The organism is Nostoc sp. DedQUE05, assembly GCF_034530955.1.
In the GTDB taxonomy this organism is placed as follows: Bacteria; Cyanobacteriota; Cyanobacteriia; order Cyanobacteriales; family Nostocaceae; genus Nostoc.
In genome coordinates this window covers 1-15479 of the sequence record NZ_JAVRCB010000032.1, presented here as the reverse complement: position 1 = coordinate 15479, position 15479 = coordinate 1, and the positions used below count along the sequence as shown (strand labels likewise).

Here is a 15479-nt window from a genome sequence, read left to right as displayed (position 1 = left end):
AACAGGTATGGCACGACAGGTTGTAGACTGGCCACTAGATCGCATTCCCAACTAGAATATGTCATTTACTTCTATGCCCTCGCTGCGTGAGCAACAACATCCCCTAATTCGTCAGCTAGCTGATTGTATTGAGGCAGCTTGGCATCAGCACCTGGATTTATCCCCTTACCATTTGCCTAATGAGTTGGGGTATGTGGAAGGTAGACTAGAAGGCGAAAAACTGACGATTGAAAACCGTTGCTATCAAACGCCCCAGTTTCGGAAAATGCACTTGGAACTGGCAAAAATCGGAAATATGCTGGATATTTTGCACTGCGTTATGTTTCCTCGCCCAGAATACAACCTGCCGATGTTTGGTTGCGATTTAGTTGGGGGTAGAGGTCAAATTAGTGCAGCGATCGCAGACCTTTCTCCTATTCAAGCAGAACGCACCTTACCAGAATCTTATACTTCGGCGCTGACACAGCTAACAGTGCTTAACTTTTCCCAACCCCGTGAATTACCAGAATGGGGAAATATTTTTTCTGATTTTTGCATCTTTGTCCGCCCCAGTTCCCCTGAAGAAGAAACAATGTTTCTCTCGCGGGTGCGAGAATTTTTAGACATTCATTGCATCCAAGCGATCGCGTCACATCCTGTTTCAGTTGAACAAGTCACCCAAAATCTTGCCGGACAACACAACTACTGCACTAAACAGCAGCAAAACGATAAAACCCGCCGCGTACTTGAAAAAGCCTTTGGCCCAGCTTGGGCAGAAAATTATATGACCACAGTTTTATTCGACCTGCCAACTTAATCATCTCCTCCATCACCCTCATCTCTCCCATCTGTAGGCTCTGCTACGTTTTCAGCTAATGGATAAATGTAGAATTCATTCAACGAGAGTTTTATGGAGTTCCAAAACAGCAACAAGGAGAATAGTAAGGTCTTTGAAGCGAATATCACAAAATGGTTTGTTGTCTTGGTAGGTGCAAACAACTAGAGACAGCTAACTCATTGACCAGAAAGTTAAGGAAACTCTGATGTGATGTTAGGAATGCTCAAATTGACAGACATTTTTTAGTTAGTTAATCGTTGATTGACTTAAGGAAGACTAACTTTTTTAGCAAGATTGTGTCCAACAAAGGCAACAGTCTATTTTTGATATTTCTTTTCAATTTTGTGACCAACTATAGCCGTAGTAAATGTAGCAGTAAAGTAGCGCATCATACCAATTTAGAATTTTTTATAGAGACCTGATATATCGCGTCTCTATATCTAAATTCATACTGCTTGTGAATTCAGCTAACTTCCATTGCACTCATGTCTCAATAATACTCAAAGTTATTAAATAGTCAGCTACTATAGCGTTTCTCAGTTTCAATACAGACCTAACCCCGCGCCCTAGTAAGCGCCTCCAAGCCTCTCTCGTTTTAAAAGAGAGGTTTGGAGAGAGCAAAGTGTATTGCATACATAATGAGCGGCTATAGAAAACACCATTTTGTAAAGCCATAGTGTTGAACGTTCATCACACAATGGATTTTTAAGCCATACCCAGCTTGAAACCACTGTTGTTTGTCCTAACAGCTGGCTGTTGATTAAAAACCTTTTTATTTTTACTTCCATCAGCACAATTCAGGTAAATGGGCAACATACTATGTCAAGGGTGACTGAAAAGCCGAAACCAAGTGAACAGACACTAAATCATGAACAACCTAAGATTTGGTGGGGTATCGCTGTAGCCGTGCCAGTAGTAATCGCTGCTGGGATACTAGGTACGGCCAAAATCGAGCAGTTAAGAAAACTAACTACATCCGCACCCGTAATGCCATCTACCAATAGCATTAGTGCTGTAGGGCGTTTGGAACCGCGAGGCGAAGTTGTTAAATTGTCCGCCCCATCATCAGGATTAGCGCCATCGTCACGAATTCAGCAACTTCTAGTGAGAGAGGGTGAACGGGTAAAGCAAGGTCAAATTGTGGCAATTTTGGACAACCGCGATACCCAAGTAGCCGGACTACAAGAGGCAAAAGCGAAAGTCCAAGAAGCCAGTGCGAATTTAGCGCAAGTCAGGGCTGGCTCTCCCAGAGATATTCAAGCTCAAAGAGCAGTTATTGCTCGCCTACAAGCGCAGTTAATTGGCGAAAGGAATGCAGGGCAAGCAACGATCGCGCGGATTGCAGCTCAGTTAAGTGGTGATAAACTTGTCCAACAAGCAACCGTGAATCGCCTAGAAGCTGAACTTAGTGGGCAAAGAGATGCTCTCAGAGCAACGCTTGCACGTATTCAAGCCGAACAGCGCAATGCTCAAGTCGATGCCGGACGCTATGATTATTTATACAAAGAAGGTGCTATTTCTCAGCAAGAGCGGGACAGAAGACGCTTGAGTGCAGTAACTTCTAATCAACAGGTGGCTGAAAGCCAAGCTACCCTAAAGCAGACATTGGCAACTTTGCGACAGCAACTTGCCGAAGCCAGAGCTACCCAAATACAAAATTTAGCAACTTTGCAACAGCAGTTAATCGAAGCCAGAGTTAATCGTGACAAGACTTTAGCAACTTTGCAAAGACAAATCGATGAAGAAAAGGCCAAACTAAGCAGAATTTTAGATGTTAGTCCTACCGATGTGCAAGTAGCGCAAGCCCAAGTTAGCAATGCGATCGCAAATGTCAGAAAAGCCGAAGCAGAACTGAGGTTAAGCTATGTTCAAGCACCAATTGCTGGAGAAATTTTAAAAGTTTACGCCAAATCAGGCGAAGCGATCGGCGCAAATGGCATTGCTGAACTTGGCCAAACTAACCAAATGTTTGTAATTGCTGAAGTCGCTGAAGACAGCATTGGTAAAGTGCGTCTTGGTCAAAATGCTACTATCACCAGTGATAACGGCGCATTTAACGGTGAATTAAAAGGGACTGTCACTGAAATTGGCAGAAAAATTGGTAAAAAAGATGTGCTGAATACAGATCCAGCCGCAGATGTGGATGCCAGAGTTGTAGAAGTTAAAATTGCTCTGTCTCCAGAAGATAGCCAGAAAGTTTCTGGTTTAACTTACGCCAAAGTTCTTGTTGATATTAATAATTAATTAAGTTGTATATGAGCAGTAACCCTAATCCATGATTTGATATTTTGGATTAAAAATATTCGTTAATAGTCTGTTTAATCAATTTTAAACATTCTAGATGTCATCATAATGAGTTTAAAGTCTAAAATTGCTAAACTTGCTGAGATGCTTATAAAATGAATCAAAAAATACCTCTGTCATGGCTACAACTGACAAGGGAAAAAACTCGTCTAGCTGTGGCGTTAGCAGGAATTGCTTTTGCCGATATTTTAATGTTTATGCAACTCGGCTTTCGAGATGCTCTGTATTATAGTAACGTTAGATTCCATAATAGTTTGCAAGGCGATATTGTTTTAATTAATAGTCAATCTAACGCTATATTGGCGATGAGAAGCTTTTCTCAGCGACGGTTATATAAAGCTTTAGAATTACCCGCAGTTCAATCTGTACATCCGATCTATTTGGACTTTACAATCTGGAAAAATCCTGTAACCGGGCGTCCTCGGAGTATCCTAATTTTTGGAATGAACCCAGAAACTAACCTAGTTAATTTACCTGGAGTTCAGGAAAATTTAGATAAACTTAAACTACCTGATGTAGTTCTCTTTGACCGTTCTTCTAGGGTAGAGTATGGGCCGATCGCTGCTAATTATGACCAAGGAAAGACTGTAACAGCAGAAGTACGAAGGCGGCGAATTAAAGTAGAAGGACTATTTACGTTAGGTGCATCATTTGGTGCAGATGGTAATTTAATTACAAGCGATCTCAACTTTTTCCGAATATTCAGCAATCGTCAAAAAGGATTAATTGATATTGGGCTAATTAGATTAAAACCAGGAGCCGATGCTAATGTTGTTGCCCAACAATTACGAAAGTATTTACCTAATGAAGTGAATGTTTTAACTAAACAAGAGTTTATTGATTTTGAGCGGAGTTACTGGGCGAATAGTACAGCTATTGGCTTTATTTTCACATTAGGGACTGTCATGGGTTTCATTGTGGGAACTGTGATTGTTTATCAAATTCTTTATACAGAAGTTGCAGACCACTTAGCTGAGTATGCTACTCTCAAGGCGATAGGTTACACACAAAACTATTTATTGACAGTCATTCTTCAAGAAGCCTTATTATTAGCAGTTTTAGGCTATTTACCTGGGATAGTTTTTGCCTTATTTATGTATAGCAGCGCCAGAAATGCAACACTTTTACCAGTTTTTATGAGTTTTGAGCGAGCGGTAATGGTATTAATTTTGACTATGCTAATGTGCATTATTTCTGGTGCGATCGCAGTGAGAAAATTACGCTCTGCCGATCCAGCAGATATCTTTTAATTAATACAATGTTAATTAAAAAATATGAATAATAATTTTAGCTTATGATAAAAAACAAGCAAATTTAATTTCTGAAAGTCCCTACAGTTAAAGTTTGGAACTACTAATTTATAAATAACAAAAATATCATGGAAAAAGAACCTGTAATCGCCATTAAAAATCTCAATCACTTCTATGGCAAAGGCGCACTGAGAAAACAGATATTATTTGATATCAACCTAGACATTTATCCAGGTGAGATTGTGATTATGACCGGGCCATCGGGTTCAGGTAAAACAACATTACTGAGCTTAATTGGTGGTTTGCGGTCTGTACAAGAAGGAAGTTTAAAATTTTTAGGTGAAGAACTTATTGGCGTCAGTCAAAACAAATTAGTGCAGATGCGACGCAACATTGGTTATATTTTCCAAGCTCACAATTTACTAGGGTTCTTGACAGCCAAGCAAAATGTGCAAATGGCAGTAGAATTGAACGATAATATTTCTCAAACAGAAGCAGTGGCTAAATCAAAAGCTATGCTGGGGTCTGTCGGTCTAGAAGAACGAGTTGATTACTACCCAGACAATCTTTCTGGTGGACAAAAACAAAGAATTGCGATCGCCCGCGCCTTGGTGAATCGTCCTCCCTTGGTGCTAGCAGACGAACCAACAGCAGCATTAGACAAACAATCAGGACGCGATGTCGTGGAAATAATGCAGAGTCTAGCCAAAAATCAGGGAACTACAATCTTGTTAGTTACGCACGACAACCGCATTTTAGACATAGCCGATCGCATCGTCGAAATGGAAGATGGTCTTTTAACCCGTAATTCCCCCAATACAGTTATTCAGTCATGATTTTTAGTCATTAGTCATTTGTCCTTTGTCCTTTGTGAATGACCAATACAACTTTTGGAGAGGCTACGCCAGCGACTACGCGGTAGTTGAATCTCGACTTCGCTCGATTACCGCGCAGTTGAAACTCTGTACAAGTGACCAATAACCAATAACCAATGACCAATGACCAATGACCAATGACAACCATAATTTATTGTCTAGCCGAGCCTGATTTTTTAATTCCAGATGACTTTGGTGGAGTTGGAGTATTTGGTTGGCGAGTAGTACGGAAAGTTACATTCACCCCTTCATTCGATTGTTCTAGCACTAGTAGAGGCGTAGGTTTAGCCTTTTGATCCCAATGCATAGTAGCAATCCGACCTTGAATTATTGGTTGCCAACTATCTTCGTCTTCTATCGGGCTTAGGTAAGTTTCTATACAATCAATAATTTGACTAATAGTCGCAGAAGTTGCTTGCGTCGGTAACTTCATTAATTTGATTTGAATCCGAAACAGCACCCGTTTAGCAGAATTCCCCGGACTACCAGTTTCGTACTCGACATCAAAAATTTCATCTACTTGCCGTCCAGCACTATTAGCAATTCCAACCGATCCTTGTTGGGCTTGACTTGGACGCAAGGCTTGAGAAATTTTTTCTTTGATCTGAATCTTTATTTGATTAAGAATTGCAAAATGAAACACCTCCTCTGACATCCGCATTCGCAGATAATCCAGGTTAAAGTCCCGTGAGTTCACCAAATCGGGATTAGTTTCCATTTTGCGAATTGTTTCCAGCGCCAGCTTAAACTTTTTCTCTAGTTCTCGCGCGCGGAATTGTTCAAACTTAAGTTTTTTCTCCAGCCTATCCTTCTGGAGTTTAATATACACAATCAAAGCAATCACCACTAAAGCCAGTCCTCCAGAAGTTACCAACAATAATGGTGGTATTTGAGGATTACTTGCTGGTACTTCCTGGGATGCCTTTTTAGTAGCCTTTTTCCCAGAGGATTGGGCAAGAAACATTGAAGTGGACATGGTGGGAAACTGAAAAACTTGACTCCTGATGTTTAGGATGCCCAAATCTTCAAGGTCATCTTGCTGTATGATTAATATTTTTTACAGCATTTTACAAACCGTATATGTCCAGACATTTGAGCCTCGCTCCCCTATCTGAGGTTTCATCTACAAGCTTGAGCAAGATTCGTCTGATAGCCACAGATATGGATGGCACCCTGACTAGACGAGGAAAATTTACTCCCGTACTGCTACAAGCTTTAGAGGATTTAGCCGCAGCTGACATTCAAGTGCTAATTGTCACCGGACGTTCTGCTGGGTGGGTAAGTGGATTGAGTAGTTTGATGCCAGTGGCAGGTGCGATGGCAGAAAATGGCGGTTTGTACTTTCCACCTGGAAATCAGAAACCAATAGTCTTAACACCCATTCCTGATTTAGCTCAACATCGCCAGCACTTGGCTATGACTTTTGAGAATTTACAAACTAAATTTCCCCAAATCCAAGAATCTGCTGATAATCGCTTTCGCATCACCGACTGGACTTTTGATGTAGCTGGTTTGTGTGAAGATGAACTACAAACCCTAGATAATCTCTGTCAACAAATGGGCTGGGGATTTACCTATAGCAACGTGCAGTGTCACATTAAACCCCAAGGACAAGATAAAGCTGTGGGATTGTTGCAAGTATTGCGCGAATATTTGCCCCAGTATTCATCAGAACAAATTGTCACTGTCGGCGATAGTCCTAATGATGAAAGTTTATTCGATCGACGTTATTTTCCTGTTTCTGTAGGCGTGGCAAACGTGTTGGAATATGCAGATAAATTGCAACATCAGCCGGCTTATATGACCGCAGCTGCCGAAGGGGAAGGATTTTGTGAGTTATCTAGTTATATTTTGAAAAGCTTGCACATCTCAACTTAGAGAGAAGTAGAGTTGTTCTACAATAATCTTGTAGCACTGATTTTACAACCATGACGGCTACTTTACCTGCTAGTGTCGAATCAGAAATCTTCTACCCCAGTGCTGATGGTCAACCAGTGGCAGAAACTTACGACCACCTTTATGCCTTACTAACTACCTTAGAAGTCCTGAAACAGTATTTGGCAAATCGTCAGGCAACAGTATTAGGAAATCAATTCCTTTACTATGCACAGGGCTTTCCTAAGTTGCGGGTAGCCCCAGATGTGATGGTCATTTTTGATGTTGCACCCGGTGGTCGAGACAACTATAAAATTTGGGAAGAGGGTCAAGTACCCAGAGTTATTTTTGAAATGACATCCTTTGGTACTAAAGGACAAGACGAAATCTTCAAAAAGACCCTCTATGAGCAGTTGGGTGTCAAGGAATACTGGCTATTTGATCCTAAAGGCGAGTGGGTGGAACAACAGCTACGTGGCTATCGTCTGCGGGGAGAAATCTATGAACCTATAGAGGATGGACGCAGTGAACCGCTACAACTGCGTTTGGTGGTTGAGGGAAGGCTAATTGGGTTTTATCGAGAAGATACTGGGGAAAAATTACTCATCCCTAATGAACTGGCAGAGGCTTTGGGGCAGGAAGTTTTAGCAAGGCAGCAGGCAGAAGAACTGGTAGAACAGGAACGCCAACGAGCAGAACAAGAACGCCAACGAGCAGAACAAGCAGAATTGCAGATAGAACAGTTAAAGGCAAGGTTGCGATCGCTCAATATAGACCCCGATACTATTCAGTAATATACAGGGTGTAATTCTAGAAGTTCCTGTAGCTACAGGACTTGTTACAAACAAGTAGACAATTTGTTACCTGTGTCTTTGCCACATTTATTACCTGAGACAGAATACAATAGATGAATCTCTAGCGCGTTTCAGGGTAACTGAAAGTTTTGCGGAATGGTAGTCACATAACCGTCACATAAGCTCAGAGTTAACTTAGAGACAAGTCATAGTTAACTTAGAGACAAGTTAGTTGGCGGTGTGGTAGCTATGGACTTGATAATTAGGTCGTAATGACCAGCTATCGCCTCGTCCCAAGTTGAGTAAAGGCGCTTTCACCATTACAGCTACCTCCGGTTACTAACGTCTCAAAAATCTGAGGTTTATCAGCAGTTCCAATATTTAGATTTACCCCAAGAAACACGGTTGAAACGCTGATATAGCCACTCAAAACAGAAAGAATAACTTGCGTGTTAGCCTCTGTTCTCCAGATTGCCCATTCTTCAAAGTTGACGGCAACGGGTGTATGACCCTCTAATTTGTAGTATCGATTAAACATATTTGACATAATTGTTGAAACAGTAGGTTAACTACCTTACTCATTAGCTTTCCTTGTATGTGCTTACCGCCGAGTAATTTTTCACCCTGTTCGCTAACATTAGCTTTGAGTGAGTCGCGGTAATCAATCAACTCCTTGGTTAGTTCGTTTTTTGGTAGCCTTCCCGTTTCAACGCCGGTTAAGACGTACTGCCAAAGGCTAATTCGGCATAAGGATGAACCACTAGCTTTTTCAACTAAACCATCTCCTGACTGCTCTAAAACTGTTCCCATCCCCAAACGCATTTTGAAAGTGTCGCGGCTGCGGTTGCGTTTAATTCGTTTGGTGTCGCCAGCCAAACGTCTGACGGTGGTTTCTCCATTTTTGCGATCGCGCTCAGTTTTCTTGACCTCCCGCACCTCATATTCAATGACTGGCTTGCCGTTGACACCCAGGAACGACTCAAAGGGATAAATTCTCGTCAGGAGTCGCGATCGCACTCGTAACCCAAAACCAAACTTATCAAACACGCTCATGTAAGGCTTAAATTCATCTTCGGAGAGCATTTGAGTGATTCTTGCCTCTAAGTGCTGCTCAAAAAGTGAGATATCGCACATCCAGCCAGCGTGTAGTTCTAGAATCGGGTCAAACTCAATCTCGTAGTCCTTGGCAATGGAGATTTTATAGCGATTTTCGATTCTGGTTTTCCCGGCGGGCGAAATCTCCAGCCTCTTAGCTAACCATGCCCACAGGGGCGGTAGCAATCCTGGCTTACTAGACGCGCTCTTGGTGTGCGCCATTTCTGGAAACTGCCAAGCCAGAAGCTGACGGGCATAATTCACAATTGGCGATTGCACCCGGTTGAGATGTTCTAGCTGTTGGCAGAGGTCGCGGAGTTCATCTATGGGTTCAGGGCGGTGCATGAGGAAATATCTCATGTTTAATTCCCCAGTCTCCAGTCGGTGATCTGGATCGTGACCGTAGGCGGCCATCGCTAAAGCATCAGCTGGATCGCTTTTATTCGGGAGGTTTTTACCTCCACGGTAACGCCGTAGCTCGACGTGACCAACCCAGAGAATTTTAATTTCTAGCTTTTTAAGGATAGATGCCCACAGTCTTGAATAATGATTTCCAGTTGGCTCTAAGATTGCATAATCTGGCTTGATTTCTGCTAGGTAATCAGCAAAGTCAAAAGCTGATTTTTGCTTCTTTTTAACATCAGGATTGGAGTAAAAAGCCGGATATAAAGTAGATGCTTTATTTCTTGTTTTATTCCAATATGCCTGTAATCCGCCCTTGGGATATTGTGTTAAAATATGAGTGGTTATACTCGATTTGCTAACATCAATTCCCAGAATTATTAATTCTATTGTCATGGTTCTGCGTAGCTTAATGGTGGTTTTCAAGGACTGGCATCCTTTGACTTACCCGAACTTAATAGCGCACGAATCACCCTAACGCCCCACGCTTGAGGGGCGCGATTCAGGAGTAAACGCATTCGGGGAGTTAACTGAAAAAGTGTTGCGCATGAAACGCGGAACGCCTCACGAAAAGGGGCGCAATTCAATCTGAACGCCGCACTTTCTCTAATTAACTTGCGGATGCTTTGGACACAATCCGCGACGGTGGCAACGATGCCACCGTTTCGGCTAGTGTGTCAGCTAGCCATCATCAGGCGTTTAATAATCCTCATCATCTTCGTCATAATTGTCGTCTTCCTCATCTTCGGTTTGTGTGACAACTTCAGATTCAACAGTGACAGCAGTAAGCAAATTTCTAAATTGAGGCATTGAAGGAGCAGCAGGATTTAGCCCTTGGGCTTTTAAAAATTCAGCCGTAGCATCCCATTCTTTACGCAATGTATTGAGCTTCTTTTCTAATTCAGTACATTCGCGCCAAATTTTACTCCTCTCATCGTAAAGGTCTTCAGCTTTTTTCCCGACAATTCTTTTAGCTCTTTCTCGCAACTCTTCTACAGTTGATTCAATAGATTCTCCTTCATCTAATTCAACTGAAAAGCCAATTCGCTCATTGCTGTAACTACCAATTGAAATTAGAAAGTGTGCATGGATTGTTTTGATTTTCATGTTTATTACCTAAGAGAAATCTCTACGATTTTTAAGGCGGTGATTGCCAGGGCGTTCAGTTAACAGTGTGACTGCCTCTGACCAAGCAGCGATTAGACTTGCAGCATCTTCACCGAAGAATGTTTGCTTGTCACCGTTGTGCCAAGTTACTACGGCAGTCCGGGTAGGCAAGTCTTCAAACTGAATTTGGCGGATTTGGGCGAGATTTATCCAGCCAGCGGCCGGTAATTTGCAACTAAACACGGATGGAGTATTAATAATGGTGTGCATTTTGGTAAACTAATTTTGGTATGAATCTATGGCGATCGCATTCTTTGGTAGGGAGGCGTTCGCCTAAAAAATTTCAGCTAAAATCCGTCGGGGATATCATCTGAGTCTGGTTCATGCTTGATTTTTCCGAGTCTTTGGAGTTCATTTTTTAAATTCTCAACCTCTACCTTAAGTGCCATTAATTCTTTCTTCCTGTCTCTGATTTCTTTATCGAGTTGGTTGTGTATATTCTCCTCATGAATTTGGCGCTCAACACTTTCTATAAGATTCTGTGTCGCAATTTCTTGGTCTTCATAGTCATCAGGTATTACGGCAGTTTTCTCTAATCTGCACGAATTGTAATCGCCAAGATTCAGAACTCTTTGGTAAGTGATGGTTGTTACTTGCATTTGCTGAAAATGTGATATTTTTTACTTGTACACGTTTGAAGTGTTTGGGTAGATGAATTCATTTGCGATCGCCCTATCCTCCTGGTGCGCGATCGTTTTTGAATTATGACTACAACCCAAACTCTGTAAGGCAGTCACGGAAAACCACTTCAATCGGGTTTGGGGAGAATTTTTTCATCATTTGATGGTAACTATCAGCATCGCTGCGTTTTCTAAATTGGGACAAGATAACCCAGTTGCAAGGCGTTACTTGTTTGACAACGATCCAATCAAAAAGCTGTTGTCGATAAGTCATAGGTAAATGCTGTTGTTAAATTATGTTGGGTAGTTTTCTTTAAGAAACTGGTGCAGTTGCTCATCAGAAAAGCTATGAAACTTTTTTTGACCAGCGTCGATATATTTCATTCGGTGTTCAATCGCCGATTGTCCTGTATGTTTTGCTAAATCGTCAGTGACGAGTGCATAAGCGACAACCAAATATGATAGGAAGTCATTGGAAAGAAGCACATCAGATTTTCGTTTCGTAATCCTCATAATTGCCTAACTTTGATAACAAGTAAAACCAGTCAAGCATCAGCAATTGACTGGTTTAAAGTACTTCGGCTTATATAAATGAAAGTTATTTCATAGGCATATTCCTCCTGTAAAAATAGTCAAGCTTGAGGGCGCGGTGGTGAAGATATGCCGTGCCGTTAAAATTTGATTTTTGGGATGTTCAAATGAAATACTAGAAATACTATTTGGTAAACACTTTTGCATCCTGAACTCTCGATATAGTCGAGTTGGTCATTTAAAAAGTGACCTAAAGTGTCATATATGAGTTCTCCGTATTCCTGCTCGTTAATTCGTCCTATGAAATTTTGAAGTTTCAACAGTTTCAATTTCAGATATTTACTGATTGAAATTTGCACGATTACAGTTTGCATTTTTACCTCTTGGGTTTAGCAACTAAACGCCCATTTGGATCGCGCTCCATCACCAAGTCGGCGCGGGGTGCAATTGACAAATTGCGGATTTTGCGCTGTACCCTTTTTTTAGCGATCGCTACCAGCGCTGCGGGCGGTAATTCTGATGGCAGCAACTCTTCATGGAAATCTCGCTCAACGGCACGCGCCAAGCCAGGGCGGGAACGATAAATCATCCCGTGGGCATCGTCAAGCAGTTCGGTTAAGGTTTTAACCTGGGCCCTCAACTGCTCAATTTCTGTTTCTAGTTGGCGTATCCGTTTTTTTCGTGTTACATACTTTCCCTTAATCTCAGTCATATAAAAAAAGTGCGACCGGCCGCAGTTTTGCGCGAAATTCATAAGAACTGTGAGCAATTGCATAACCACACGGTGATTAGCAATTTCGCGATCGTGCATCTGTGCGTGAGCCATTACCTACACGCCAGCCTCTACGGGATTTTCACCCAGGTCTTAATTTCCACAGCCCACCGTGTCACCACGTCGGCATAAGCCCATTGGTAATGTGGAATGCCCTACTAAGGTCGGTTACAGATTGGGGCCCCATACAAATGCACGTCACCAGCTTTTATCTAAGCCGCGACTTGTATAGACAAACACTTCAGTTCTCGACTTGCTGACTTCACCACTTACGGGACACTGGTAGCCTGAAACACTCTTCATCAGCTTTCAACGGCTATTGCACAAAGTGCTTATTTTCCCGGATTTGGCAAAAGCTACTGAGATGAGACACTTTAGGTGAAACCAGCCAAAAAAACTGTTTCTTTGTCGAGCCAGTAACGTGGCTGGTCTTTTGTTGTCTTTCATTCAACACTATAGTGTTGGTAGGTCGTCTTGTCAACACTAAAGTGTTGAGCTTTGGTGTAACATGAATCAAAACCATGACTCAACGGAAGTTAGCTTGAAAAGTTTACGGGAAAACCTTGATTTGTCACAAGAACAGCTTGGGCAGCGTATCAACCTGAGTTACAGGACTATTGCTGAGTGGGAGAGTGGTAGAAAATTACCACGATTTGACAATGCAGTGGCTCTGGCTCGTGAGTTAGGAGTTTCTCTTAGAACTCTTGCACGAGCTTTTCGATTAGATGTTGAGGGTATTCCTGACGACGAACCGTTCACAAACGGATCGCACAAGTCCGAAATCTAAAAAATTCGCCACAGTGCTTGCTTACAGCACTGTGGCGGGGATTAACACTAACCTAATTATGACGGAATCCGACAACGGAGCGGCCCCCAGGCAGCTGACATTGTTCGCGGTGGAGTCGATCGAAGAAGCTGCGGCTCCCCCCCTCCCCCCTAATTACGATTCTTACTGGGATGAAATAACCAATGGCGATCGCACTGCTGCTGTTCCAGAACAACAAATCGGCGACATTGTTCTGGAACAGGATACAAGGGAAGTTTTACCAATAGTTGAATACTTGGAGAAAATCGGGGGCGCTCGCCAACTATTTGTTCTGGAACGTGATACCAAAAATCCTGTTCCAGAACAAAAAACCCCAGGATTCGGGGACTATACCGATGTTCCAGAACACATTAAAACCGTTCCAGAACATCTTCACTGGGTAGAAAAGTACTGTCCTTCTAAACGCAAAGATAACCATTATTACCGCTATTGCTGGAAGACCGGGAGGAAGATTAAGCATCGGCATATCGCCGGGGGGAATGTGCGATCGCAGTTGGCGCAGCACAGGAAGGGGGAGGTTGAAATTGCGATCGCGGATGGGCAGCCGCCAAGTGAGATCGAAAAGTTGATTCACTCCTGGCGCTCCTAACTCCTAATTCCCCATTCCCCAATGACAAATGACAAATGACAAATGACAAACTCAGAAGAGTTTATCCCTCATCATCGTCATCATCAGCAGAGATGACAACATTCACACAGTCAGACCCAGCCTCAAAACCGATGATGGTAAAAGTTTCACCATAGGCATCTGTCAGACAAATTACTGCATCACTGGGAAAGTCTTGTAATTCTTGAATCAGTTCTTGTACAGTTTGTTCTTTGGTTGTAGTAGGCATATTTTTCTCCTGTGAAAATGCGATCGCACTTGGTCAGAGGTGAAAGTGCGATCGCAGTTGCTTGTGAGTAACATTTACTGGTTTGAGCTTACCCTGAGACATTAAATTCGTCACTCACTTGCAATCCTGTTTCATAAAGCTGGTCTACGTCATCCCAGGCATCATCAGCCAATAAATCTAATGCCACTGCCAAATCATAGGGATGGTCATATTCCCCAGCCTGCAAGCGACAGTAAAAAATTTCAACTCTCAAGAATAATGTATTTTTCATAAAGTTGCGATCGCGGCGCGAACCTCATCGATGTCAACTTCTAAATATGGGTCTAACCCTTTGTTGTCTCGGTGTCCGGTGATTTTACGAATTACAGCTTTATCAACGCCATTTTTCCGCAACCTATTTACCAAACTCCGGCGGGCAGTGTGAGTGGAAATTCCCCTAGTAGCCATTCCAGCTTTGTCTGCTGCTCTCTGGAGAATATCGTAAGCATTCCGCCAAGTAATAGGCTTTGTACCACACCGGGAAGGGAAAAGCCATACAGAGTCAGATGGCTCAAATCTAGAAAGCGATTCAAGTAGATTTTCGTGAACTGCAATCTCTACCGTCTCTGCTGTTCCGTCAGGTCGATGCTTGCGGATAATGGCAGGAAAAATCAGCACATCTTTGGGCGAACCATTGCGATCATAAACATCACTTACCTTCAACTGAATGAGGGCCCCCCAGCGCTCACCTGTGTACCATGCCAAATCCCAAAGTAATTTATACTTATCAGTTTTGATCTGCTTTCGGATTTTGGCAAAATCACTATCGACAATGACCGCCGCTTTTCCGCATCTGTTATTTTTAGGCATATAAGAACTTGAACTTTGTATATTCCGCTTTCACCTTTATTTCAGGTAAAAGTGGAATTTCTTAAATATTCACTACTAGTAAATATTCGCTCAATCCTATTGTTGGCAAGGAATACACGTCATCGGGATATATACCACTTCTACATAAAAGTGGAACATTTACACAAATTTGATTGACCCATAAAACTGAAGAGTAACTATTTATAAATCTCTTCAAAATGACAGCATTTAATCCAGCAACAGATATTCCATCTCAAATAGATACCTTAGAAAAACTTGCAGCATGGCTCGGATCGGCACTTTTTACTATCAATTCGGGAATGACTGTTGTAGAAGGGCCTGGTTACACGGAACGGGCTTGCCAAGCGAATAATTTTTGGGTGGCAGCCGACGGAAAGACACGTATGATCATTCGTTTGTCGCTGGAAGTTTCCCCCGATCAAGCCAGTGGTAGCAACAAAAATTG

At 42.3% G+C, this 15479-nt stretch carries 21 protein-coding genes; 9 read left to right on the top strand and 12 right to left on the bottom strand.

The window, feature by feature from the left end; genetic code table 11:
* Nucleotides 1–58: 58 nt before the first annotated feature.
* The 4 genes from RMZ42_RS22560 (at nt 59) to RMZ42_RS22545 (ending at nt 5207) form a co-directional block, all read left to right on the top strand.
* Nucleotides 59–796, top strand: a complete 738-nt coding sequence (locus tag RMZ42_RS22560; protein ID WP_322673510.1) for a phycocyanobilin:ferredoxin oxidoreductase — start codon at nt 59–61, stop codon at nt 794–796.
* Between the two features lie 840 nt (nt 797–1636).
* On the top strand, nt 1637–3061 hold the full coding sequence (locus RMZ42_RS22555) for an HlyD family efflux transporter periplasmic adaptor subunit (protein WP_322673509.1): 1425 nt from the start codon (nt 1637–1639) through the stop codon (nt 3059–3061).
* 155 nt (nt 3062–3216) lie between these two features.
* Nucleotides 3217–4371 carry an ABC transporter permease DevC gene (gene devC, locus RMZ42_RS22550; protein ID WP_322673508.1) on the top strand — a complete coding sequence of 385 codons (1155 nt, stop codon included), beginning with the start codon at nt 3217–3219 and terminating at the stop codon, nt 4369–4371.
* A 128-nt stretch (nt 4372–4499) separates the two neighbouring features.
* A complete protein-coding gene (locus RMZ42_RS22545; protein WP_322660100.1) occupies nt 4500–5207 on the top strand; it encodes a DevA family ABC transporter ATP-binding protein in 708 nt (235 codons plus the stop codon).
* Between the two features lie 10 nt (nt 5208–5217).
* Here RMZ42_RS22545 and RMZ42_RS22540 read toward each other — a convergent pair whose 3' ends face one another.
* Entirely contained in the window at nt 5218–5394 is a 177-nt protein-coding gene (locus tag RMZ42_RS22540) for a hypothetical protein (protein WP_322673507.1), read from the bottom strand.
* A gap of 3 nt (nt 5395–5397) precedes the next feature.
* Complete coding sequence (locus RMZ42_RS22535; protein WP_322673506.1) at nt 5398–6222, bottom strand: hypothetical protein; 825 nt, start codon at nt 6220–6222, stop codon at nt 5398–5400.
* A 104-nt stretch (nt 6223–6326) separates the two neighbouring features.
* On the opposite strand from RMZ42_RS22535, the gene RMZ42_RS22530 reads away from it, so the two are divergent.
* On the top strand, nt 6327–7124 hold the full coding sequence (locus RMZ42_RS22530; protein ID WP_322673505.1) for an HAD family hydrolase: 798 nt from the start codon (nt 6327–6329) through the stop codon (nt 7122–7124).
* Between the two features lie 50 nt (nt 7125–7174).
* On the top strand, nt 7175–7915 hold the full coding sequence (locus RMZ42_RS22525; protein ID WP_322673504.1) for a Uma2 family endonuclease: 741 nt from the start codon (nt 7175–7177) through the stop codon (nt 7913–7915).
* Between the two features lie 280 nt (nt 7916–8195).
* Here the strand turns inward: RMZ42_RS22525 and RMZ42_RS22520 are convergent, their stop codons facing one another.
* From RMZ42_RS22520 to RMZ42_RS22490, 7 genes are all read right to left on the bottom strand, one after another.
* A complete protein-coding gene (locus RMZ42_RS22520; RefSeq protein ID WP_322673503.1) occupies nt 8196–8453 on the bottom strand; it encodes a hypothetical protein in 258 nt (85 codons plus the stop codon).
* Nucleotides 8429–9808 (bottom strand): transposase, encoded by a 1380-nt coding sequence (locus RMZ42_RS22515; protein ID WP_322673502.1) that lies wholly within the window; start codon nt 9806–9808, stop codon nt 8429–8431. The genes RMZ42_RS22520 and RMZ42_RS22515 overlap by 25 nt, the downstream gene beginning before the upstream one ends.
* Nucleotides 9809–10111: 303 nt before the next feature.
* Nucleotides 10112–10519 (bottom strand): hypothetical protein, encoded by a 408-nt coding sequence (locus tag RMZ42_RS22510; protein WP_322673501.1) that lies wholly within the window; start codon nt 10517–10519, stop codon nt 10112–10114.
* A gap of 9 nt (nt 10520–10528) precedes the next feature.
* Nucleotides 10529–10789, bottom strand: a complete 261-nt coding sequence (locus RMZ42_RS22505) for a hypothetical protein (protein ID WP_322673500.1) — start codon at nt 10787–10789, stop codon at nt 10529–10531.
* Between the two features lie 77 nt (nt 10790–10866).
* The gene (locus RMZ42_RS22500) at nt 10867–11178 is read right to left on the bottom strand and encodes a hypothetical protein (protein WP_322673499.1); all 312 of its coding nucleotides are present in this window, start codon (nt 11176–11178) and stop codon (nt 10867–10869) included.
* 315 nt (nt 11179–11493) lie between these two features.
* The gene (locus RMZ42_RS22495) at nt 11494–11712 is read right to left on the bottom strand and encodes a hypothetical protein (protein WP_322673498.1); all 219 of its coding nucleotides are present in this window, start codon (nt 11710–11712) and stop codon (nt 11494–11496) included.
* 394 nt (nt 11713–12106) lie between these two features.
* Nucleotides 12107–12556 (bottom strand): hypothetical protein, encoded by a 450-nt coding sequence (locus RMZ42_RS22490; RefSeq protein ID WP_322673497.1) that lies wholly within the window; start codon nt 12554–12556, stop codon nt 12107–12109.
* Between the two features lie 454 nt (nt 12557–13010).
* Here RMZ42_RS22490 and RMZ42_RS22485 point away from each other — a divergent pair, with 454 nt between their 5' ends.
* On the top strand, nt 13011–13289 hold the full coding sequence (locus tag RMZ42_RS22485; RefSeq protein ID WP_322673496.1) for a helix-turn-helix transcriptional regulator: 279 nt from the start codon (nt 13011–13013) through the stop codon (nt 13287–13289).
* Nucleotides 13290–13302: 13 nt separating this feature from the next.
* A complete protein-coding gene (locus RMZ42_RS22480; protein WP_322673495.1) occupies nt 13303–13917 on the top strand; it encodes a hypothetical protein in 615 nt (204 codons plus the stop codon).
* A gap of 61 nt (nt 13918–13978) precedes the next feature.
* Here RMZ42_RS22480 and RMZ42_RS22475 read toward each other — a convergent pair whose 3' ends face one another.
* From RMZ42_RS22475 to RMZ42_RS22465, 3 genes are all read right to left on the bottom strand, one after another.
* Nucleotides 13979–14164: a hypothetical protein gene (locus RMZ42_RS22475; protein WP_322673494.1), complete on the bottom strand. Its 186-nt coding sequence runs from the start codon at nt 14162–14164 to the stop codon at nt 13979–13981.
* An 88-nt stretch (nt 14165–14252) separates the two neighbouring features.
* Entirely contained in the window at nt 14253–14435 is a 183-nt protein-coding gene (locus RMZ42_RS22470) for a hypothetical protein (protein ID WP_322673493.1), read from the bottom strand.
* Nucleotides 14432–15013 (bottom strand): tyrosine-type recombinase/integrase, encoded by a 582-nt coding sequence (locus tag RMZ42_RS22465; protein WP_322673492.1) that lies wholly within the window; start codon nt 15011–15013, stop codon nt 14432–14434. Before RMZ42_RS22465 ends, RMZ42_RS22470 begins: the two co-directional genes overlap by 4 nt.
* 218 nt (nt 15014–15231) lie before the next feature.
* Here RMZ42_RS22465 and RMZ42_RS22460 point away from each other — a divergent pair.
* Nucleotides 15232–15479, top strand: a 248-nt coding sequence (locus RMZ42_RS22460; protein WP_322673491.1) for a glucose-6-phosphate dehydrogenase, incomplete at its 3' end; no start/stop codon positions are given.